The organism is Streptomyces sp. NPDC054794 (assembly GCF_053611585.1).
The window spans coordinates 44380-65556 of the sequence record NZ_JBSHAQ010000055.1 but is presented as its reverse complement, the minus strand read 5'-3'; the positions used below and the strand labels follow the sequence as shown (position 1 = coordinate 65556).

The 21177-nt window shown below is 70.8% G+C and carries 16 protein-coding genes; 11 read left to right on the top strand and 5 right to left on the bottom strand.

Features of this window, described 5'->3' with window-relative positions; translation table 11 throughout:
* Window positions 1-183 precede the first annotated feature (183 nt).
* Complete coding sequence (lexA, locus tag ACWGKT_RS39255) at window positions 184-963, bottom strand: transcriptional repressor LexA (protein ID WP_235460597.1); 780 nt, start codon at window positions 961-963, stop codon at window positions 184-186.
* Between the two features lie 565 nt (window positions 964-1528).
* On the opposite strand from lexA, the gene nrdR reads away from it, so the two are divergent.
* The 3 genes from nrdR to ACWGKT_RS39240 all read left to right on the top strand — a co-directional run bounded on the left by nrdR (window position 1529) and on the right by ACWGKT_RS39240 (window position 6121).
* Window positions 1529-2080, top strand: coding sequence for a transcriptional regulator NrdR (gene nrdR / locus ACWGKT_RS39250; protein ID WP_453277426.1), 552 nt, complete (start codon window positions 1529-1531; stop codon window positions 2078-2080).
* Window positions 2081-2243: 163 nt separating this feature from the next.
* On the top strand, window positions 2244-5141 hold the full coding sequence (locus ACWGKT_RS39245) for a vitamin B12-dependent ribonucleotide reductase (RefSeq protein ID WP_453277425.1): 2898 nt from the start codon (window positions 2244-2246) through the stop codon (window positions 5139-5141).
* A 191-nt stretch (window positions 5142-5332) separates the two neighbouring features.
* Window positions 5333-6121 (top strand): DUF2785 domain-containing protein, encoded by a 789-nt coding sequence (locus ACWGKT_RS39240; protein WP_453277424.1) that lies wholly within the window; start codon window positions 5333-5335, stop codon window positions 6119-6121.
* Window positions 6122-6124: 3 nt separating this feature from the next.
* Here ACWGKT_RS39240 and ACWGKT_RS39235 read toward each other — a convergent pair whose 3' ends face one another.
* Entirely contained in the window at window positions 6125-6658 is a 534-nt protein-coding gene (locus ACWGKT_RS39235) for a TerD family protein (protein WP_453277423.1), read from the bottom strand.
* A 151-nt stretch (window positions 6659-6809) separates the two neighbouring features.
* Between ACWGKT_RS39235 and ACWGKT_RS39230 the strand changes: the two genes are divergently transcribed.
* The 3 genes from ACWGKT_RS39230 to ACWGKT_RS39220 all read left to right on the top strand — a co-directional run bounded on the left by ACWGKT_RS39230 (window position 6810) and on the right by ACWGKT_RS39220 (window position 9127).
* Complete coding sequence (locus ACWGKT_RS39230) at window positions 6810-7415, top strand: YdbC family protein (RefSeq protein ID WP_356156081.1); 606 nt, start codon at window positions 6810-6812, stop codon at window positions 7413-7415.
* A gap of 119 nt (window positions 7416-7534) precedes the next feature.
* Window positions 7535-8194, top strand: coding sequence for a histidine phosphatase family protein (locus ACWGKT_RS39225; RefSeq protein WP_356156083.1), 660 nt, complete (start codon window positions 7535-7537; stop codon window positions 8192-8194).
* Between the two features lie 12 nt (window positions 8195-8206).
* Window positions 8207-9127 (top strand): ADP-ribosylglycohydrolase family protein, encoded by a 921-nt coding sequence (locus tag ACWGKT_RS39220; protein WP_453277422.1) that lies wholly within the window; start codon window positions 8207-8209, stop codon window positions 9125-9127.
* A gap of 346 nt (window positions 9128-9473) precedes the next feature.
* Here the strand turns inward: ACWGKT_RS39220 and ACWGKT_RS39215 are convergent, their stop codons facing one another.
* The gene (locus ACWGKT_RS39215; RefSeq protein ID WP_356156089.1) at window positions 9474-11021 is read right to left on the bottom strand and encodes an MFS transporter; all 1548 of its coding nucleotides are present in this window, start codon (window positions 11019-11021) and stop codon (window positions 9474-9476) included.
* Between the two features lie 186 nt (window positions 11022-11207).
* On the opposite strand from ACWGKT_RS39215, the gene ACWGKT_RS39210 reads away from it, so the two are divergent.
* The 3 genes from ACWGKT_RS39210 (at window position 11208) to ACWGKT_RS39200 (ending at window position 13316) form a co-directional block, all read left to right on the top strand.
* Window positions 11208-11831 (top strand): TetR/AcrR family transcriptional regulator, encoded by a 624-nt coding sequence (locus ACWGKT_RS39210; protein WP_453277421.1) that lies wholly within the window; start codon window positions 11208-11210, stop codon window positions 11829-11831.
* Between the two features lie 82 nt (window positions 11832-11913).
* Window positions 11914-12615, top strand: a complete 702-nt coding sequence (locus ACWGKT_RS39205) for a ribonuclease HII (protein ID WP_356156094.1) — start codon at window positions 11914-11916, stop codon at window positions 12613-12615.
* Between the two features lie 68 nt (window positions 12616-12683).
* Window positions 12684-13316, top strand: a complete 633-nt coding sequence (locus ACWGKT_RS39200) for a hypothetical protein (RefSeq protein WP_453277420.1) — start codon at window positions 12684-12686, stop codon at window positions 13314-13316.
* Window positions 13317-13735: 419 nt separating this feature from the next.
* Here the strand turns inward: ACWGKT_RS39200 and ACWGKT_RS39195 are convergent, their stop codons facing one another.
* On the bottom strand, window positions 13736-14356 hold the full coding sequence (locus tag ACWGKT_RS39195) for a hypothetical protein (RefSeq protein ID WP_356156100.1): 621 nt from the start codon (window positions 14354-14356) through the stop codon (window positions 13736-13738).
* 283 nt (window positions 14357-14639) lie between these two features.
* Entirely contained in the window at window positions 14640-16805 is a 2166-nt protein-coding gene (locus ACWGKT_RS39190) for a RecQ family ATP-dependent DNA helicase (protein WP_453277419.1), read from the bottom strand.
* A gap of 140 nt (window positions 16806-16945) precedes the next feature.
* On the opposite strand from ACWGKT_RS39190, the gene ACWGKT_RS39185 reads away from it, so the two are divergent.
* On the top strand, window positions 16946-18598 hold the full coding sequence (locus ACWGKT_RS39185) for a DUF4192 family protein (RefSeq protein WP_453277418.1): 1653 nt from the start codon (window positions 16946-16948) through the stop codon (window positions 18596-18598).
* Window positions 18599-18954: 356 nt separating this feature from the next.
* On the top strand, window positions 18955-21171 hold the full coding sequence (locus ACWGKT_RS39180; protein WP_453277417.1) for a glycogen debranching N-terminal domain-containing protein: 2217 nt from the start codon (window positions 18955-18957) through the stop codon (window positions 21169-21171).
* Window positions 21172-21177 lie beyond the last annotated feature (6 nt).

Sequence of the window (21177 nt, the reverse complement as noted above, 5' to 3'; positions counted from 1 at the left end):
ACCTGGCCTCGGGGGGGTGGGGGTGGTTTGGGGGGGGTGGGCGGCCCGGCCGCCGCCCCCCCCCACCCCGCGATGTCATGCGGTCCGGGACCGCGTTCCGCACAGCACAGGGCCCCGGAACCGGCGCAGGGGTCCCGGGGCCCGGTCAGGGGACGCGCCGTTTCGGCCCGTCCGCCGCAGCCGTCATACGCGCCGCAGCACCGCGACGACCTTGCCGAGGATGGTCGCGTCGTCGCCGGGGATCGGCTCGTAGGCCGAGTTGTGCGGGAGGAGCCAGACATGGCCGTCCTCGCGCTTGAAGCGCTTGACGGTGGCCTCGCCGTCGAGCATGGCGGCCACGATGTCGCCGTTCTCGGCGACCGGCTGGCGGCGGACGGTGACCCAGTCGCCGTCACAGATCGCGGCCTCGATCATGGAGTCGCCGACGACCTTCAGGACGAAGAGCTCGCCGTCACCGACCAGCTGCCGGGGGAGCGGGAACACGTCCTCGACCGACTCCTCGGCGAGGATCGGCCCACCGGCGGCGATCCGGCCGACCAGCGGGACGTACGACGCGGCGGGCTTGCCGGCGGTGTCCGTGGGCTGCACCGTCACGGCCTGGTCGGAGCCGCGCACCTCGTACGCGCGCGGGCGGTGCGGGTCGCGGCGCAGGAAGCCCTTCCGCTCCAGTGCCATCAACTGGTGTGCGACGGAGGAGGTGCTGGAGAGGCCGACGGCCTGGCCGATCTCCCGCATGGACGGCGGGTAGCCCCGCCGCTGCACCGAGTCCCTGATGACCTCGATCACGCGGCGCTGCCGGTCGGTCAGCCCCGAGCTGTCGGCCCGGATGCCTGGAGGTCGGCCAGGCAGGGAGCGCTTGTGCCCCTCGGGATTCGTGGCTTCGTTCATCGCATGCACCGGCTCAAGTCGGCCCTGGGAGCGGTCCTGGGCAGTGATGGTGGCACTGTCTGCGGTGGTGGTCACGTCGGCCCCTCTCGATGGTCTCCCTGCTGCACAACGGTAGTTGCTTTCGAAAGGTTGCGCCAAACACACGTTCGAGTGAAAAATCGCGGTTCACCTGTCGCGATCATGTGTTTGGGTGTATGGCTGACGCGGTCCCTGGCGGACAAAACAGCCCGTTGCTGTACGCTTCGCCGCCGGGGTCATGACCTTGTGGGCCGCTTCCCCAGTCTGCCATCCGGAATCCGGTCAACCGGACGGCGGTCCCCTTCTGCGCCGGAGTCCTGCGTCTCCTCCGTGCGGCGCCCACGGTATCCCCGTAAACGCCCTGGCGATACGGCTCTGCGCGCGCGTGTTGCGGGTGAGGCCGGTCCGATCGCGCGGTGCCGATCCGTACGCACGCGACACGCGTATGGCCTCGATGTATGAGCCAATCCCCACATCTAGTGGTTGGATTGCTACAGCAGCCCACAAGTTGTGGTCCCCCGGGTCTTCGGGGCCTCGGCGATCGCCTATGCTTGGGGCTGCTTCGAGGGACCCATGAGGTCTCTCGGGGCTGTTGAGTCTGCTGTGAGGAGGGTTGGAGATCATGCACTGCCCCTTCTGCAGGCACCCCGACAGCCGTGTCGTCGACAGCCGTACGACCGACGACGGCACGTCGATCCGCAGGCGCCGCCAGTGCCCTGACTGCTCCCGTCGTTTCACGACCGTGGAGACGTGTTCGCTCATGGTGGTGAAGCGGTCCGGAGTCACCGAGCCTTTCAGCCGTACCAAGGTCATCAACGGCGTGCGCAAGGCATGCCAGGGACGGCCTGTCACCGAGGACGCGCTCGCCCAGCTCGGCCAGCGGGTCGAGGAGGCGGTGCGGGCCACCGGAAGCGCCGAGCTGACCACCCACGACGTGGGGCTGGCCATACTCGGCCCGTTGCAGGAGCTCGACCTCGTCGCCTATCTGCGATTCGCCTCCGTCTACCGGGCGTTCGACTCGCTGGAGGACTTCGAGGCCGCCATCGCGGAACTGCGGGAAGCGAGGCGAGGCCCCGCCGTGGACGACGAAGACGCGGGAGCGGGGAGCCAGGAGGACGACTGCGGGCGCGGGGGGACCGGCGAGGTCCCCGTGCCCGCCCACGCCGCCGACTGACCGGCGGGCGGGAACCGGGTGGAGACCCCGGTTCCGACCGGACGGCGGCGATCGAGACCTGTTGCGGGCTTCAGTGTGAGGGTGCCCGCAACACAAGACAGAACACCGTGTCACGGGAACATCGTGGCACTTCAGGGCGTTTTAGCCCGTACAGGGAGGCGGCATGACAGAGACGGCGAGCGGCCCGGCACGAGGTTCCCGGTCCAAGGGCACCAAGGCCAGCAAGGGGCTGCGTATCGAGCGCATCCACACCACCCCCGGCGTGCATCCGTACGACGAGGTGGCCTGGGAGCGCCGTGACGTCGTCATGACCAACTGGCGCGACGGCTCGGTCAATTTCGAGCAGCGTGGCGTCGAGTTCCCCGACTTCTGGTCGGTGAACGCGGTCAACATCGTCACCAGCAAGTACTTCCGTGGTGCCGTGGGCACCCCGCAGCGCGAGGTCAGCCTCAAGCAGCTGATCGACCGCATCGTGAAGACGTACCGGAAGGCCGGCGAGGACTACAAGTACTTCGCCTCGCCCGCCGACGCCGAGATCTTCGAGCACGAGTTGGCGTACGCCCTCCTGCACCAGATCTTCAGCTTCAACAGCCCCGTGTGGTTCAACGTGGGCACCCCGCAGCCCCAGCAGGTCTCCGCCTGCTTCATCCTGGCCGTCGACGACTCCATGGAGTCGATCCTCGACTGGTACAAGGAAGAGGGCATGATCTTCAAGGGCGGCTCCGGTGCCGGCCTGAACCTCTCCCGTATCCGCTCCTCCAAGGAGCTGCTCTCCTCCGGCGGCAACGCCTCCGGTCCCGTCTCCTTCATGCGCGGCGCCGACGCCTCCGCGGGAACGATCAAGTCGGGCGGTGCCACCCGTCGCGCCGCCAAGATGGTCATCCTCGACGTCGACCACCCGGACATCGAGGACTTCATCGAGACCAAGGTCAAGGAGGAGGAGAAGATCCGCGCCCTGCGTGACGCGGGCTTCGACATGGACCTGGGCGGCGACGACATCACGTCCGTCCAGTACCAGAACGCCAACAACTCGGTCCGTGTGAACGACGAGTTCATGAAGGCGGTCGAGCGGGGCGGCAAGTTCGGCCTCCGCGCGCGGATGACCGGCGAGGTCATCGAAGAGGTCGACGCCAAGGCCCTGTTCCGCAAGATGGCCGAGGCCGCCTGGGCCTGCGCCGACCCGGGCATCCAGTACGACGACACGATCAACCACTGGCACACGTGCCCGGAGTCCGGTCGTATCAACGGCTCGAACCCGTGCAGCGAGTACATGCACCTGGACAACACGTCCTGCAACCTCGCCTCGCTGAACCTGATGAAGTTCCTGAAGGACGACGGCAAGGGCAGCCAGTCCTTCGACGTCGAGCGCTTCGCCAAGGTCGTCGAGCTCGTCATCACCGCGATGGACATCTCCATCTGCTTCGCGGACTTCCCGACCCAGAAGATCGGCGAGAACACCCGCGCGTTCCGCCAGCTCGGCATCGGCTACGCCAACCTCGGCGCCCTGCTGATGGCGACCGGCCACGCGTACGACTCCGGCGGCGGCCGCGCCCTCGCCGGTGCCATCACCTCCTTGATGACCGGCACGTCGTACCGCCGCTCCGCCGAACTCGCCGCGGTCGTCGGCGCGTACGACGGCTACGCCCGCAACGCCGACGCCCACAAGCGCGTCATGAAGCAGCACGCCGACGCCAACACCAAGGCCGTCCGCATGGACGACCTGGACACGCCGATCTGGGCCGCCGCCACGGAGGCATGGCAGGACGTCGTCCGCCTCGGTGAGCAGAACGGTTTCCGTAACTCCCAGGCGTCCGTCATCGCCCCGACCGGCACCATCGGTCTCGCGATGTCCTGCGACACCACCGGCCTTGAGCCCGACCTCGCCCTGGTCAAGTTCAAGAAGCTGGTCGGCGGCGGCTCGATGCAGATCGTCAACGGCACCGTCCCGCAGGCCCTGCGCCGTCTGGGCTACCAGGAGGAGCAGATCGAGGCGATCGTCGCCCACATCGCCGAACACGGCAATGTGATCGACGCCCCGGGCCTCAAGCCCGCGCACTACGAGGTGTTCGACTGCGCCATGGGCGAGCGCGCCATCTCCGCGATGGGCCACGTCCGCATGATGGCCGCGATCCAGCCGTGGATCTCCGGCGCCCTGTCCAAGACGGTCAACATGCCGGAGACGGCGACCGTCGAGGAGGTCGAGGAGATCTACTTCGAGGCCTGGAAGCTGGGCGTCAAGGCGCTCGCGATCTACCGCGACAACTGCAAGGTCGGCCAGCCCCTCTCCGCCAAGACCAAGGAGAAGGAGAAGGCCGAGGTCACGGCCAAGACCGAGGAGACCATCCGCAGCGCGGTCGAGAAGGTCGTCGAGTACCGCCCGGTCCGCAAGCGCCTTCCGAAGGGTCGTCCCGGCATCACCACCTCCTTCACGGTCGGCGGTGCCGAGGGCTACATGACCGCCAACTCCTACCCGGACGACGGTCTGGGCGAGGTCTTCCTGAAGATGTCCAAGCAGGGCTCGACCCTCGCGGGCATGATGGACGCCTTCTCCATCGCCGTCTCCGTCGGCCTCCAGTACGGCGTGCCCCTGGAGACGTACGTCTCGAAGTTCACGAACATGCGCTTCGAGCCGGCCGGTATGACGGACGACCCGGACGTACGGATGGCGCAGTCGATCGTCGACTACATCTTCCGCCGCCTGGCGCTGGACTTCCTGCCCTTCGAGACGCGCTCCGCGCTCGGCATCCACTCCGCCGACGAGCGTCAGCGTCACCTGGAGACCGGTTCGTACGAGGCGTCCATCGACGACGAGGTCGACGTCGAGGGCCTGGCCCAGTCGGCGCCGCGCGCCCAGGAGCTGAAGGCCGTCGCCGCGCCGAAGGCCGAGCCCGAGGCGGCCGAGCCCGCCCCGAAGCAGGCCCACACCAGCGCCGAGCTGGTGGAGATGCAACTGGGCATCCAGGCCGACGCCCCGCTCTGTTTCTCCTGCGGCACGAAGATGCAGCGCGCCGGCTCCTGCTACATCTGCGAGGGCTGCGGCTCGACCAGCGGCTGCAGCTGAGGTCGGGCACCGTCAGGGTGTGAACCACCGTTGAGGGCGGTGGAGCCGGGAAACCGGCTCCACCGCCCTCGGCGTCTGTGACGCTCGTTGCGGCGGGCGCCTTGGCGGCAGGCTCCACGCATGATCAAGAGAATCGAGTCGGCGCCCTTTTTTCCGTCCCCGCTCGCCCCTTTGGGCCCTAGCCTCCGCTCATGACCACATCGCAGAGGTACGACGGTGACATCCGCGAACTCTCCGGGCCCGCCCGTGCCGCGGCGCTCGGCACACTGGTCGCGGACCTGCGCTCACCGGATCCGGCCGTGCGCGACGACGGGGCCTACTCGACCGCCGTGCGCTGGATACCGGTCCTCGACGCGAACGAGCGGTACGGCCTCGGCGACAGCGTGGCCCGGCACTTCGCCGACACCGCCGTCGAGGCCCGCGCCTTCGCGCCGCTCGTCCTGGCCCGGATCGTCGAGGCGGGAACCTGGCGGGAGGAGTGGTGGCGCGCCTTCTGCGACTGGTACCCCGCCGAGACGGATCTGCGGGGGCATGATCCCGCGCTCGGCTGGGTGCACGCCGCCGCCCACGGCGCCGACCTGCTCGCGGCCCTGGCCGAACACCCCGGACAGCGGCCGCTGCCACTCGCCGAGTGCGCCGTGGCCCGCCTGCTGGCCCCCACCGACCACCTCTTCGACGCGCAGGAGGACGACCGCATCGCCTATGCCCTCGCCCGGATCCTCTGCCATCCGGAGCTGACCGAAGCCCAGTCCGAGCAGTGGCTGACCCCCGTCTCCGAGGCCTTCCGCACAGGTGAGCCCGGACCGGTCCCGGCCTGGGCGTCGAACAGCATGCGCACGCTGCGCATGCTGTACGTCCTCGCCGACCGCGGGGTCAGGAGGCGCGACACGGACGAGGCACCGCGCACACCCACCCACCGGGAACCGGTCCTCGGCGCACTGGCGCGGACGCTCGCGATCGTCGCCCCGTGCACCGGATGACCGTCAGGGCTGGTGAGCCCTGCCCATGTGCCGGGTGAAGGTCGCCGGGTCGTCCTCGTAGCCGTACACGCCGGACTGGAAGGCCCACCCGCCGGACTCGTCCCGCGTGAACTCGCCGACCGTCGCCGCCGTCGCCCCGAGCACCGAGGCGAATTCGTCCTCGGCCAGGACGGCGTAGCCCTCTCGGATGCGCACGGCGGGGTTCCGGACGTTGACGAACGTACGCTCCGCCTCGCGCTGCTGGATGACGACACCGACCACCACGCGCGCGTACCGGCCGTCGAGCCGGTCGAGTTCGAGCGTCATGACCTCGTCCCAGCCGAAGCCCTTGCCGTCCTTGCTGTCCCGGTTGAGGAAGATCGTGCCGTCCGGCGAACGGCTGTCGAAGTGCACCAGATAGGCCGGTGCGCCGTACAGGTCGCCCGTCACGTACGTCGCGGCGACGATGTCGAGATCGGTGGGCGGCTGTCCGGCCGGACTAGGGTCCCACTTCAGTGCGACCTCGACCTTGCGAATCCCCTTGCTGAAGCCGTTCACCAACTTCCCCTTCCCCCTAGAGGCCTCTCTGCCCCAACTTCCTGGAAGTCAAGGCTCGTTGTCCATCGTGCCATGTACGCGGGGGAGTGTGCGCGGGTGATCTTCGCCGGAGCGTGACCGCTGTCACGGTCCATGGCCTTACGATGGCGCGGTGCTGGTCAAGTGGATTCGCTGCACCGTGGTGGACCGCCGCGGCTTCGAACGGGGACAGCGAAAATGGGCGGGGCTTCTGGGGGAGCCGGGGTTTCGGGGACAGGGCGGGGGCTGGAGCCGGCAGCGGCAGGGCGTGGCGCACATCTTCGCCTTCTGGGAGAGCCGCGCCTTCTACGACTCGTTCATGGCCCGCTCCCACGACCGACTGGCGACGTCGCAGTTCGGCACGTTCAAGGACGCGCAGGTGAAGTTGTTCGAGTACCGGTTCGACGTGAAGACCGGGTTCGAGCCGAGGTTCACCGACACCGACCTGATCCGCGTGGCCCTGTGCCGCATCCACGAGGAGCGCGTCGAGCACTTCACCCTGATGCAGGAGAAGGTCTGGAACCCCGCCATGGCCGGCTCGCCCGGCATGATCCGCGGGATGTTCGGCGAGGCACCCGAGCACGAGTTCCTGGTCCTGTCGATGTGGCGGTCGGCCGCCGAGCACGGCAAATACCGCACCGAGCGCATCGAACGCCTTGCCCTGCGGGCCCAGACGGAGGCCGACGTCGCCGCCCTCACGGGGGACATCGTGGAGCTGGAATCGACCTGGACGGTGTGACGTCCGGAGGCGTGAAGGGTGTGCCCTTGTGTGATCCGTGGTGCGGGATTCGTGTGACGTACGCCGTATGAAGCCCTTGCGAGTGCTCGATCGGGCGTAACCCGATCTAGGGTTTTGGCATGGCACGACCACGGCGCATCGTCCTTGTCCGGCACGGCGAATCAACGGGCAATGTTGATGACTCCGTGTACGAGCGTGAACCCGACCACGCCCTGGCCCTCACCGAGCGGGGCTTGCAGCAGGCGGAGGAGACCGGCAAGCGGATCCGGGAGATCTTCGGGCAGGAGCGCGTCAGCGTGTACGTCTCCCCGTACCGACGCACGCACGAGACCTTCCGCGCCTTCCACCTCGACCCCGACCTCATACGGGTGCGCGAGGAGCCCCGGCTGCGCGAGCAGGACTGGGGAAACTGGCAGGACCGCGACGACGTACGCCTCCAGAAGGCCTACCGGGACGCGTACGGGCACTTCTTCTTCCGCTTCCCGCAGGGAGAGTCCGGCGCCGACGTGTACGACCGGGTCGGCGGCTTCCTGGAGAGCCTCTTCCGCAGCTTCGAAGCCCCCGACCACCCGCCGAACGTGCTGCTGGTGACCCATGGCCTGGCCATGCGGCTGTTCTGCATGCGCTGGTTCCACTGGACGGTCGCCGAATTCGAGTCGCTGTCCAACCCCGGGAACGCCGAGATGCGCATGCTCGTTCTCGGGGAGGACGGCAAGTACACGCTCGACCGGCCCTTCGAGCGCTGGCGGGACCCGGTGCCGTACTGGGTCACCGGATAGAGTGGCAGGGCGATGACCGTTGACTCCTCTTCCTCTGACTCCTCTTCTCTAGGGCGCCTGGAGCGCGCCCTGTCCAGCCTGCGCGGCCTCTCGGTGGGCGACGCGCTCGGCTCCCAGTTCTTCGTCCCGGCGAACTACCCGCTGCTGAAGCGGCGCGAGCTGCCGTCCGGCTCCTGGCAGTGGACGGACGACACGGAAATGGCCTGTTCCGTGGTCGCCGTCCTGGCCGCCCACCACCGCATCGACCAGGACGCGCTGGCCCTCTCGTTCGCCGAGCACCACGACTTCGACCGGGGCTACGGCCCGGCGGTCAACCGGCTGCTGCGGCTCGTCCGGGAAGGCGGCGACTGGCGTGAGCTGGCCTCCGCCCTGTTCAAGGGCCAGGGGTCCTGGGGCAACGGTGCCGCGATGCGGATCGCGCCGCTGGGCGCCTGGTACGCGGACGACCCGGAGCAGGCGACCCACCAGGCGGAAATCTCGGCGTACCCCACGCACCAGCACCGCGAGGCCGTCGTCGGCGCCATGGCCGTCGCCGCGGCCGCCGCGCTGGCCGCGGCCCCCGGTGGCCCGCCGAGCGCCGAGGCTCTCCTCGACGGGGTCGTCGCGCTGGTGCCGAAGAGCGCCGTGGGCGCGGGCCTGCGACGCGCCCGGGACATGCTCGACTACGGCGACGCCGGCACCGTCGCGGCCGTCCTGGGCTGCGGTCGGCGTACGAGCGCCCATGACACCGTCCCCTTCGCCCTCTGGTCGGCCGCACGCGCCCTCGGTGACTACGAGACGGCGTTCTGGACGACCTCCCAGGTCGGCGGTGACGTGGACACCACCTGCGCGATCGTGGGCGGCGTGCTCGCGGCCGGCAAGGCCGGGACGCCGCCCACCGAGTGGGTGGAGCGGACCGAGGCGCTGCCGGGCTGGGTGGCTGCGGGCGGATGACGCTCGCTCTGCCGAAGGTGGGCTGCTCGCCACGCCTTTGAAACTCTCCGTGTCCGTCGGGAACTCTGCGTGATAGTTGCCCGTTTTTCGTGCATCGGCTGTGCGGCCCGTGGGTGGCGCGCGCAGGGGAGAGGGTTCGCTCGGGGCAGGGGGTGTGGTGATGTCGTTCCTGGTCCTGGTTCTGGTGCTGGTGCTGGTGAGGGTGGCGTCACCACTGTGGTTGCGGCTGTCGGTTGTCTTGCGGTCGGTCTTGGTGGCCGACGTGCGGATGGCCGGACCGTTGCCCCCGCTGGCTGCCCTCGGGGCACGATCCGGCCGTCCGCGGTTCTGCGCGGACCCGGTCGGGTCAGCCGATTCCCGCGCCCACCGACCCGGCGAGCGCTTCGAGGTCGCTCTTGCGGACCTTGATCACCAGCCAGGCGGTGGTCAGGGCGAGTACGGCCATCGCGGCGGCCGGGATGAATGCTGTAGAGATGCCGTGGGCGAGCACCTCGTGCCCCCAGGGCGCGGGCAGTTGGTGCGTCTTGGCGAACTCCGCCTTCTGCTCCGGCGTGCCGTTGGCCAGGAACTTCGGCAGCTGCGTCTTCGCCTCGTCCCTGCTGGCCGTGCCGAAGACCGTGGTCAGGATGGACAGCCCCAGCGAACCGCCCACCTGCTGCGTGGCGTTGAGCAGGCCGGACGCCGCACCCGCCTCGTGCTGGGCGACACCCGAGACCGCCGTCACGGTCACCGTCACGAAGTTCAGGCCCATGCCGAACCCGAACACCAGCATCGGGCCGAGCACTCCGCCGACGTAGGAGCTGTCGGGCGTGATGAAGGCCTGCCAGGTGAGCCCGACCACGACGAGCGCCGAGCCGGCCATCATGAACGGCTTGGGGCCGAGCGTGGGCAGGAACCGCTGCGACAGACCCGCGCCGACGGCGATCGCGGCCGTGACCGGAAGGAAGGCCACACCGGCCTTGATCGGGCTGTAGCCCAGCACGTTCTGCACGAACAGGACGATGTAGAAGAACATGCCGAACATCGCGGCGGCCAGGCTCAGCATGATCACGTAGGTGCCGGACCGGTTGCGGTCGGCGAACATCTTCAGCGGGGTGATCGGCTCCTTGGCCCGTTTCTCGATGAACACGAAGGCCAGCAGCAGGACCACCGCGGCGCCGAAGGATCCGAGGGTCAGGCTGTCGCGCCAGCCGTCCTCGGAGGCCCGGATGAAGCCGTACACGAGCGAGGCCATGCCCAGGGTGGAGGTCAGGGCGCCCGCGATGTCGAACCGCCCGGGGTGCCGCTCGGACTCGTTGATGTAGAGCGGCGTGAGCGTGGCGATGAGGATGCCGATGGGCACGTTGACGAAGAGCACCCAGCGCCAGTCGAGCCAGTCGGTGAGCATGCCGCCGGCGAGCAGGCCGATGGCTCCACCGCCCGCGGACACGGCCGCGAAGACGCCGAAGGCCCGGTTCCGTTCCGGGCCTTCGGGGAAGGTGGTGGCGATGAGCGCCAGCGAGGCCGGGGACGCTATCGCGCCTCCCACGCCCTGCAGGGCGCGTGCGGCGAGGAGTTGCCAGGGTTCCTGGGCCAGCCCGCCGAGCAGCGAGGCGAAGGTGAACAGCAGGATGCCGCTCATGAACACCCGGCGCCGACCGAGGATGTCACCGGCTCGCGCACCGAGCAGGAGCAGGCCTCCGAAGGTGAGGGTGTAGGCGCTGACCACCCATGTGAGGTCCGTCGTGCTGAACTTGAGCGCGTCTTGAATGTGCGGGAGTGCGATGTTCACAATCGTCGCGTCCAGTACCACCATGAGTTGGCAGGCCGCGATGACGGTGAGCGCGATGCCGGGGTGTCCTTCCCGGCGGGCCGTGCGTGGTTTCTCGTCTTGGATCAGCTGAGAGGTTGTCACTATGGTCCCCCACAAAGGAGTTAGTGAACGCTCGCGTTCACTGTCCCGTCAAAGGTAGTGAGTCCCCAACAGAGAACGCAAGCGTTCACTTAACTGGCCGTCGTGTGTCGCGTCCCCCTTGCTGCCGCGCGACGTGCCCCTCGCCTTGGAATCCCCGCTTCCCCCTGTTCCGCTGGAGAACGTCAGATGGTTACCTCGCGCTGGACGGCCGCGCCCGCTCCGACGGCCTCCCTTCGCCGGCGCGGCGCCGTACTCGAACGCGCGATCCTGGATGCCGCCCTGGAGCAGCTCAGCACCGTCGGCTGGAAGGGCCTCACGATGGAGGGTGTCGCCGCCGGCGCCCAGACCGGCAAGGCGGCGGTCTATCGCCGCTGGCCGTCCAAGGAGGACCTCGTCGCCGACGCCCTGCAGGCCGGACTGCCGCGTCTGGAGGAGGCACCCGATCTCGGGACCGTGCGCGAGGACCTGCTGGAGCTGTGCCGCCAGGTGCGCCGGGCGATGTTCTCGCGGCCCGGTTTCGCGCTCCGCGCGGTGATTCACGAATGCGATCCAATGCAGGCCGAGCGCTTCCACGGTGTGATCTTCGAAGGGGTCGTGGAGCCGACCATCAAGCTCCTGCGCGAGGTCATCACGCGCGGGATAGACCGAGGAGAGGTCCGCTCCGACGCCGCGAACGGCTATGTCTTCGACGCCATTCCGGCGATGATGATGTACCGCAGCAAGATGTGCGCCAGTGAATGGAGCGATCGCGATCTCGAAGGGCTGATCGACCAGTTGATGGTGCCGCTGCTGCGCCCCGTCCGCCCGTGAACGAGCCGTGCGACGACCCCGGGACCGGTCGGGCAAGCCGGGGTGTCGCTCGGGGATCGCGGCGGCGTAGGCTAAGGGCGCCATGCCGTACGAACCACCTACTCACACCGTCGAGCGCTCCCTTCGCGCCACGACCGGAGCGAAGGTCATCGCCGGTGTCGACGAGGTGGGGCGGGGTGCGTGGGCCGGCCCCGTCACCGTCTGCGCGGCGGTCACCGGTCTTCGCAGGCCCCCCGAGGGACTCACCGACTCCAAGCTGCTCACCGTCAGGCGGCGGACGCAGCTGGCCGAGGAACTGCGCAAGTGGGTGACGGCCTACGCCCTGGGTCATGCCTCTCCGGAGGAGATCGACGACCTGGGGATGACGGCGGCGCTGCGACTCGCGGCAATGCGCGCCCTGGATGCCCTGCCGGTCCGCCCGGACGTGGTGATCCTCGACGGGAAGCACGACTACCTCGGTGCCCCCTGGAAGGTCCGAACGGTGATCAAGGGCGACAGGTCGTGCGTCGTGGTGGCGGCGGCCTCGGTGCTCGCCAAGGTTCAGCGCGACAAAATGATGGCCGAACTGGGTATCGACCATGCAGACTTCGGTTTTGCGGACAATGCCGGGTATCCCTCGCCCGTGCACAAGGCCGCACTGGAGGAGCGGGGCCCCACCCCGTACCACCGCTTGTCGTGGGCGTATCTTGATGCGCTGCCCCAGTGGCGGCACCTCAAGAAGGTCCGTAGCTGGGCGGACGGAAGCGTTCCGGAGATCGAGGGCCAGCTCGGCTTCGATTTCTGACGACTCCGCTCGCACTGTTGTGCCACCCGGTCACGCGAGCCGCACCAACGTTTGATAAATAACAGCTCATGCCTCTCATTCCCGAGGAGCCTCAGATTCACGAGAGTGCCCAGGGTCCCCGCGCCACTTCGGCCAGTGGCCGTACCGCGCCGACCCCTCGTCCCGTACCCGGCCCCCGCCCCGCGGCTCCCGTGCGCCCCGGTCGTCCAGGCCCCCCGCGGCCGACGGCACCGGTGCAACGGGTTGCGCGGGACGTGGCCGCGACCAAGCCGGACCCGACGGGCCCGGCCGCTCCTGCCGCAGCCGCGGCGGGCCCGCAGATTCAGCTGATCCCGGCCTCGGCCGAGGGCGCGCTCGACGCCGCCGAGGAAGCAGTGGACCTGCTTCTGGAGTCCGGCCGTGCCCCCGGTGACGTGTTGGTGATCACCACCGGCGAACAGCATCCGTGGGCCACCCACGAGCTGTCCTTCGGTGAAGCCGCCTACTGGGCGCAGCACGAGGCGGGCGACGACGTGTTCTACACGGGCGCCGACATGGCCTCCCGTGCCGCGTCCCGTCCCGTGGTCGTGGTCGCCGTCAACGGCGGTCCCGACGCCGCTGCCGCCACCACCCTCCCGCTGGCCCACACCCGGGCCGGTGCACTGCTGATCGTCTGCGGCGACCCGCAGCAGATCAACTCGGTGCTGGGCGCGGGCGTCTGAGCCGTGTCCGGCACCTCCGGGGGCACCGGGGGTGACGAAGGCGCCGCCACGGCGGCACCAGCACGGTGGGACCTTTGGCATGCCCGCACAAAGTGCGGGAGCCGTTCTCCGGTGCGGAGCGGCGGTCGTGCGGCGGGCTGCCGCTCGGTCGCCGTGTGCGACCGGCCCTGGTCCCGGCGCCGTTGTCGAGAGTCAGGGCCCGGGGTCGTACCCCATGACCTTGTGTACGTGCCGCGGCCGCCGCGTGCTCAGTCGCGATCGACGGCGTCGCAGGAACCTGCCCGGCCAGGCTGTCCGGAGGGGCGGGGCGTTGCTTCGGCGCACTCCGGCCGGTGTGTCGGCTTCGGGTCCGCGGTGACGCATGCCCTCACCCGGCTGGGACGGTCGTCCGGGCCGGGGTGAGCGCACGTGGGCGATCGTCAGCGGGCCGCCACGCGGCGCAGGACGTCCGAGGCGGCGCCGCCGGTGCGCAGCGGCGGGGGCGGGGCCTCCGAGGTGGAGAAGGGCTCCGGTGCCGAGTCCACGTTCGGGCGGCGGCCGCCCCGGCCCTCGCCGAGCACCTGCCAGCCGTCATGGGTCAGCGTGATGTACGCCCCGCAGCGCAGCCCGTGCAGCGTGCAGGCGTCACGCAGCCCCCACATCCACGCCCCGTCCTCCTCCGTCCAACGCGCGTCCCCCTCGCGGCAGTAGAGCAGTACGGCGGTGCGGATCGGTGTGCGGCGCCGCAGATCGTGCGGAATGACCCGGCGCAGTTGGGCGAGCAGCGCGTTGCGGAACATCCAGCCGTCGGCCGGCGCGGTGCGGCGGGTGAACGACGCGCTGGCCAACAGTCGTTCTTCGGGATCGAGTACGGCCACGACCGCGGTCGCGGGCCGGGGAAGGTGCCGGGTGTGCAGGCCGCTGACGACCTCACGGGGGTTGCGCAGCAGCGGGATCCCGGCGGCGGCCCACTCGGCGGGCTCAAGCAGGCGGCTGGCGGAAACGGCGGACGCGGACATCGACAACGATGCCGCCGAGGACGGAGCGAATCCGAAGGTCACGTTCCTCCCTTCGGCTACGCGCCCATACTGCGGGCGGGGTCGGATTCAGGGGACGCGCACCGCAGCAGAGCCCAACCGGATCACGGACAAGCCGTGCGGGGAGCGGACCTCAATTCTTCCTGTCGAACTTGGATGCGGCAACGAGCAATTGGGGCCACCGACTGTTATCTGGTGGTGCGTGGCTTATATCCCTCCCCAGTGTGGCGCCTCAGGACACATGAGACGTTCGAGCGGGACACGTTCGTCCGCAGGTTGCGGGGCGGCGCCGACGCGCGGCACGGGATCAACCCTGGACCGCCAGGACCAGCGGCAACACCCCCTGCGCCCCGGACTTCCTGAGCAGGCGGGCCGCGACGGCCAGGGTCCAGCCGGTCTCGGTGAAGTCGTCCACGAGCAGCACGGGCCCGCGGGCCTCGGAGAGCGCGGTGACGAGGGACGGCGGGACGGTCAACGCGCCGTCGAGCGCCTTCAGCCGCTGCGCGCTGTTGCTGCGCGAGACCCGCGACACCTCACCGGCGTAGTCCACGGAGCCGAGCAGCGGCAGCCGGCCGATCTCCGCGATGCGCGCCCCCAGGGAATGGATCAGTCGCGGCCTCGTGCGCGAGGCGATGGTGACCACGCCCACCGGACGGGGCTGCGCGTCGTCCGCGCCGGAGGCCCAGCCGCCGGGCCCCTTGGCCCAGTCGGCCAACACGCCCACCACGGCCTGCGCCACATCGTCGGGCACCGGTGCGTCCGGCGCCTGCGGCGCGAACATCGGGCGCAGACGGTTTCCCCAGCCGATGTCCGACAGTCGCCCCAACGCACGTCCCGGCGAAGCCTGTTCACCGGCCGGAATGCGGCCCTTGAGATCAATGCCGATCGCCGGTAGGCCCGTCGGCCACATGCGGCGCGGCTCCACCTCCACGCCCGCCCGGCCCAGATCGATCCGCGCGGCGTCCAGCGCGGCCGTGGACGCGTCCGCCGAGAAGCGCGCCCCCGCGCAGTTGTCGCAGCGCCCGCAGGGCTTGGCACCCTCGTCGTCCAACTGCCGCTGGAGGAATTCCATGCGGCAGTCCGTCGTGGACGCGTACGCGCGCATCGCCTGCTGCTCGGTCTTCCGCTGCCGCGCCACCCACTCGTACCGCTCGGCCTCGTATGCCCACGGCTGTCCGGTCGCGACCCAGCCGCCCTTGACGCGCCGAACCGCCCCGTCCACGTCGAGGACCTTCAGCATGGTCTCCAGACGTGAACGACGCAGCTCCACCAGAGGTTCCAGGGCGGGCAGCGACAGGGGACCGTCCGCCCGGCCCAGGACATCGAGCGTGCGGCGCACCAGGTCCTCGGACGGGAAGGCGAGCGAGGCGAAGTACTCCCAGATCGCCTCGTCCTCCTTGCCCGGCAGGAGCAGCACCTCGGCGTGCTCGACGCCGCGCCCGGCGCGGCCCACCTGCTGGTAGTAGGCGATGGGGGAGGAGGGCGAGCCGAGGTGCACCACGAAACCGAGGTCGGGCTTGTCGAAGCCCATACCGAGTGCCGAGGTGGCCACCAGGGCCTTGACCCGGTTGGCGAGGAGGTCCTCCTCCGCCTGCTGCCGCTCGGCGTTCTCCGTCTTTCCCGTGTACGACGCGACGGTGTGCCCGCGTTGCCGGAGGAAGGCGGTGACCTCCTCGGCGGCGGCGACCGTGAGCGTGTAGACGATCCCGGAGCCCGGCAGCTCGTCGAGGTGATCGGCGAGCCACGCCATGCGGTGCGCGGCGTCCGGCAGCCGCAGCACGGCCAGGCTCAGGCTCTCCCGGTCCAGCGGGCCGCGCAGCACCAGCGCGTCCGACGCGCCGCCGGTGCCGAGCTGCTCCGCGACATCGGCGGTCACGCGGGCGTTGGCCGTGGCGGTGGTGGCCAGTACGGGCACGCCCGGCGGCAGGTCGGTGAGCATGGTGCGCAGCCGCCGGTAGTCGGGGCGGAAGTCGTGGCCCCAGTCGGAGATGCAGTGCGCCTCGTCCACGACGAGCAGTCCGGTCGCGGCGGCCAGCTTGGGCAGGACCTGGTCGCGGAAGTCAGGGTTGTTCAGGCGCTCCGGGCTCACGAGCAGGACGTCGACGTCGCCGGCCGCGATCTCCGCCTGGATGGTGTCCCACTCCTCGGTGTTGGAGGAGTTGATGGTGCGGGCGTGGATTCCGGCGCGGGCGGCGGCCTCCACCTGGTTGCGCATCAGCGCGAGGAGCGGCGAGACGATCACCGTGGGCCCGCTGCCCCGGCTCCGCAGCAGCGAGGTCGCCACGAAGTAGACCGCGGACTTGCCCCAGCCCGTGCGCTGGACGACCAGGGCCCGGCGCCGGTCGGCGACCAGCGCCTCGATCGCCCGCCACTGGTCCTCCCGCAGCCGGGCCGTGCCCGTGGCGTCCCCGACGAGACGGGCGAGGACGGAGTCGGCCTGTGCCCGGAGGTCCGCGTTGCTCGTGTGCTCCATGCGTTCCATCCAACAGGACGGGACTGACATCCGGGCGCCCGTGGCACGGAGAGCGGGCTCGGCGGCCCGGTTGTCGTGTCCTTGATCGGACTTATCCACAGGCTCAAGCGGAATCTTGGCGTCCGCGAGATCGTCTCCGCATGACGAATCACGGCGAAACCACTGGACCCTCCGAAAACGGCGACATCGCGGGACGTGACGTACACGACGCGCACAACGGGCACGTCGAGGGCGCCGGACACGGGCCTGACGCCCGGCGTGCCGCGGACACCGGGCATGGGGCCGACCCCCGGAACGTCGCGGGCGTCGGGCCGGTCCTGCCGGGCCCGCAGGCCGTGCACGAGAACCAGGTCACCCTGCGCACCCCGGCCGAACTGGCCGACGCGCTGCCGTATCTGCTCGGGTACCGCCCCGAGGACAGCATCGTGCTGGTAGCCCTCCACGATCATGGCGGACGCGGCCGGTTCGGCGGCCGTGCCCGGCTCGGCATCCCCACGAGCGCGGACGACTGGGAATCGGCCGCCCGGCAGCTGGCACAAGGCCTGGTGTCCGGCAGCGAGCGCAGGGGCGCCCGGCCCGAGCAGATGGTCGCCTACGTCTGCTCGGAACCGGCGCGGGGCGAGTCCGGCCAGGACGTCATGCGGCGTCTGCGCCCGCTCGCCCAACTGCTGCGCACCGAGTGCGGCCACCTCGACGTACCGGTCGTCGAGGCACTGTGCATCTCGGACGGTCGATTCTGGTCGTACTGCTGCCCGAGCAAGGGATGCTGCCCGGACGACGGAGCGCCGATGGGCCTGCCCGGCACCTCCGTACTGGCGGCCGCGGCCACCTACGCCGGTGTCCAGGTGCGCGGCACGCTGCGTGAGTTGCGGGCCAGGCTGCTCCCCTGGGAGATCTCCGCCGCGCTGGAGCAGGAGATCGCCCTGGACACCGTCGGCATGGCCATGGTGCCCCGGATCCTCGACGATGCGACCCGTGCCGACGTGGCCCGGGAAACCCTCGCCCTCGCCGAACAGGCCCTGAGCCGGTTCGCCGCCGCGCCGCCCGTGTCCGGCACGCTCCCGTTGGACCTCCGCGACGACGGACTGCTCACGCACGAGGAGGCGGCAAGGCTCATCCTCGGCCTGCAGGACCGTACGACGCGGGACCGGGCCGCCGCGTGGATGGAGGAAGACGAAGCAGGTCCGGCCCTGCGCCTGTGGCGTGCCCTGGCCCGCCGCTGCGTCGGACCGTACGGCGAACACGCCGCCGCGCCGCTCACCCTGGCGGGCTGGGTCGCCTGGTCGACCGGCGACGACCTGGAAGCCAGGGAGGCCCTGGCGATGGCGCTCGGCGCGGACCCGGACTACCTCTTCGCCCGCCTCCTCCACCAGGCCTGCAACGAAGGCCTGGACCCCGAGGCGATTCGCCGCTGCCTGCGAGCTGAACGCGCGGGCCGCGCTGACGCCGGGCCCGAAGAGGAGACCGGGCAGGAGTCCGAAGGCGAGACCGGAAGCAAGGAGGCCGTCGCCCCGACTCGGCCGTGTGCCTCGGAGCCCGGCCCCCGCCGAAGGCGCCGTGTACGACCCACCGAGGGCGCCGCCGGCCGTCTCCGACCGGAAGGAGAGGAGGACCGGCCGCCCCGGACGGGCCGCAGGCATCCGCGCACCCCCGCCGCGGGTCGTCCACGCCCCGGTTCCGGAAAACCGAGCGGCTCCCGCACGCGAGCGGGGGAGAAGGGCGAGAAGCGGCGTGGAGACACCGCATCGGGAGGCGCCCGATCCGGCAGTGACGGCACCGCGGGGGACGTATGAGCCACGGTGGCTCGGCACCTGGCGTCCACCGGATCGGGTGGTGTCCAGGACCTCGGACCCCGTGGGCCCGACGCTTCGCTCCGTGGGCCCAAATCCTGATCCCGTGGGCCCGATGTGTCGCGGGCGGCCCGCTGTCACTCCTGCGGCGACGACGGACCGGCACGAAGGGCACAGGAGCCCTTCCGTGTGACGGCCATTTGGTCGGCTCCCCCGAAGGGAGGCGTGACCAGGAAGAGTCCCGTTCCGTTCACCTGTGTGGCGGATCGCCCGGACGGGCCGGGCCGCCGCACGTCAGTTGTCCCTCCGCCTGGCGCCGAGTGCGGCCGAGGCGCACAGAGCGCAGAAGAAATCGCCCGATGCATCAGCCGACTCCGCCTTCCACCGTCGCCGACTGCCCAACCCCGGGCAGTCCCGCACCCCTCCCACCGGGCGGCACCAGCTCTTCACGGCCGGAAGGCACGGGCGAACCGGCACGCCCCTCGACCCCGCAAGCCTGGTCGCCGTCGCCGTCGCCGTCGCCGTCGCCGTCGCCGTCGCCGACGTCCGCCGGCCCGCCCCGCCGACCACCCGCTTTCTCAGCACAAGCGGCCGGCGCACGCGCCCCGCTCCCGCCCCCACGCCACCCCGCCGACATCCCGCCCACCCACGCGACCCTGATCTGCGTCGCCCTGCCGGGCCTCGTCATCTCCACGGATCAGGGACAGCTGACCGGGCAGGGGCTGGAGGGGTTCTACCGGGGCGGCCGGCGGTTGCTCTCGCGCTGCCAGGTCAGGGTGGCCGGACGCGAGCCGCTCGCCGTGCAGGCCAGGATGATCGCGGCTGACCAGGCGCGCTTCGTGGGGACGCTGCGGGCCACCCCGGGCATCGGCCCGGACCCGGACGTGGTCGTCGAGCGGATCCGGCACGCGGACGGAACCGAGCGGATCACCTTCCACAGTTCCGCTTCCCGTTCCCTGCGTCTGCCGGTCGAGGTGGCCCTCGGCACGGACCTTGCCGACCTGGGTGCCATCGCCTCCGGCAGCGCGGGCCCCGAGGCGTCGGCCAGCGTCCACGACTCGGGTCTGCGCTGGGCCCGTGCCGGCGCGAAGTCCTCCGTCACGGCCGAGCCGTCGCCCGCGGACGCCCTGGCCTCGGCGGGGCTGCTGCGCTGGGAGTTCGAGCTGCCGCCGGGCGGCACGGCGAGTGTGGAACTGCGGGTGCGACAGGACGCAGCGGGACCGCCGTGGGCCGTGGGGCGCGCCGCGTCGAGCCCTCTGGCCCACGCCCGGGCGGCAGGTGACGATCCCAGAGTTCCGGCGCTCATGCGGACGAGCGTCGAGGACCTCCAGGCCTTGCTCCTGCGTGACCCGGCCCGCCCCTCGGACACCTATCTCGCGGCAGGGGTGCCCTGGCGCTGCGGCATGGCACCGGCCGAGGCGCTCGCCGCCGCCCGGATGACACTGCCCCTCGGTACGCGTCTCGCCGCGGGCACCCTGCGCGCCCTCGCGCACACCCAAGTCCCGGACCCGGGGCCGCGGGAAGGCCTGATCCCCGGACCGAGACGCGACGCCGGCCGGTATCTGGCGCCGGGCTGCACGGGTACGGAGGCCACACTGCTGTTCCCCGCCCTGCTCGCGGAGGCCCGCCGCTGGGGGCTCCCGGAGCAGGACACCGAGGAGCTGCTGCCCACGGCCGAGCGGTGTCTGGCCTGGCTGCGGGCCACGGTGGGCGACGGCACGTACCTGTGCGACCCACAGCCGGGCGGCCCCGCCCGCTGTGAGACGCAGGCCCACGCACACCGCGCGGCACTGCTCGGCGCCGACCTCCTCGACGCCTACGGCAGACCGGGCGGCGTCGAACTGCGGCAATGGGCACGAGCACTGCGCGACGCGTTCCGCCAGGACTTCTGGATCGAGACCCCGGGGGGAGGCCGCCCGGTGGCTGCCCGGACCCCGGGCGGGCACCTCCTTCCGCACCTCGGCGCCACCGCCGTCCACCTCCTCGACACCGGCCTGCTCGGTGGGGGCGAACTCGCCCCGGGCCTGCTCGACAGGGTGCGGACCGAACAACTCGCCCGGCTGCTCGGAGGCCCCGCCCTGGACTCGGGCTGGGGACTGCGCGGCCTGGGTAGGAAGGAGGCCGGACACAACCCGTTCGGCCACCGCTCCGGAGCCGTACGTGTCCCGGAGACGGCGCTCGCCGTCGCGGGCCTGGCCGCCGCGGGTTTTGAGAAGGAGGCGAGCAGCCTGCTGCGGGGTGTACTGGCGGCTGCCGAGCACTTCGGGTACCGGCTGCCCGAGATGTACGCAGGGGAGCAGCGCTCAGGCTGGAGCGTCCCCGTTCCCCACCCGGCGGCCTGCCGTCCGGCAGCCATGGCGGCCGCCTCCGGGGTGCTGCTCCTGACCGCCCTCGTGGGCATCCGCCCCGATGTTCCGGCCGGGACCGTGACCCTGCGCCCCGTGCCCGGCCCGCCTCTCGGCGAGATCGGCCTGACCGGGCTGCGGATCGCGGGCGGCCCCTTCTCGGTACGGGTCAGCCGACTCGGGCTCGCCATGGTCGAGGAGGCGGCGGACGGTCTGCAATTGGGAGCGTGACCTTGT

What these genes read in the sequence shown, in the direction of transcription:
- ACWGKT_RS39220 (WP_453277422.1), top strand. Translation starts at nt 8,207, where the DNA reads ATGACCGTTGACTCCTCTTCCTCTGACTCCTCTTCTCTAGGGCGCCTG.
- ACWGKT_RS39190 (WP_453277419.1), bottom strand. Translation starts at nt 16,805, where the DNA reads ATGGAGCACACGAGCAACGCGGACCTCCGGGCACAGGCCGACTCCGTC.
- ACWGKT_RS39185 (WP_453277418.1), top strand. Translation starts at nt 16,946, where the DNA reads ATGACGAATCACGGCGAAACCACTGGACCCTCCGAAAACGGCGACATC.
- ACWGKT_RS39240 (WP_453277424.1), top strand. Translation starts at nt 5,333, where the DNA reads ATGACCACATCGCAGAGGTACGACGGTGACATCCGCGAACTCTCCGGG.
- ACWGKT_RS39225 (WP_356156083.1), top strand. Translation starts at nt 7,535, where the DNA reads ATGGCACGACCACGGCGCATCGTCCTTGTCCGGCACGGCGAATCAACG.
- ACWGKT_RS39205 (WP_356156094.1), top strand. Translation starts at nt 11,914, where the DNA reads ATGCCGTACGAACCACCTACTCACACCGTCGAGCGCTCCCTTCGCGCC.
- ACWGKT_RS39210 (WP_453277421.1), top strand. Translation starts at nt 11,208, where the DNA reads ATGGTTACCTCGCGCTGGACGGCCGCGCCCGCTCCGACGGCCTCCCTT.
- nrdR (WP_453277426.1), top strand. Translation starts at nt 1,529, where the DNA reads ATGCACTGCCCCTTCTGCAGGCACCCCGACAGCCGTGTCGTCGACAGC.
- ACWGKT_RS39200 (WP_453277420.1), top strand. Translation starts at nt 12,684, where the DNA reads ATGCCTCTCATTCCCGAGGAGCCTCAGATTCACGAGAGTGCCCAGGGT.
- ACWGKT_RS39245 (WP_453277425.1), top strand. Translation starts at nt 2,244, where the DNA reads ATGACAGAGACGGCGAGCGGCCCGGCACGAGGTTCCCGGTCCAAGGGC.
- ACWGKT_RS39180 (WP_453277417.1), top strand. Translation starts at nt 18,955, where the DNA reads ATGCATCAGCCGACTCCGCCTTCCACCGTCGCCGACTGCCCAACCCCG.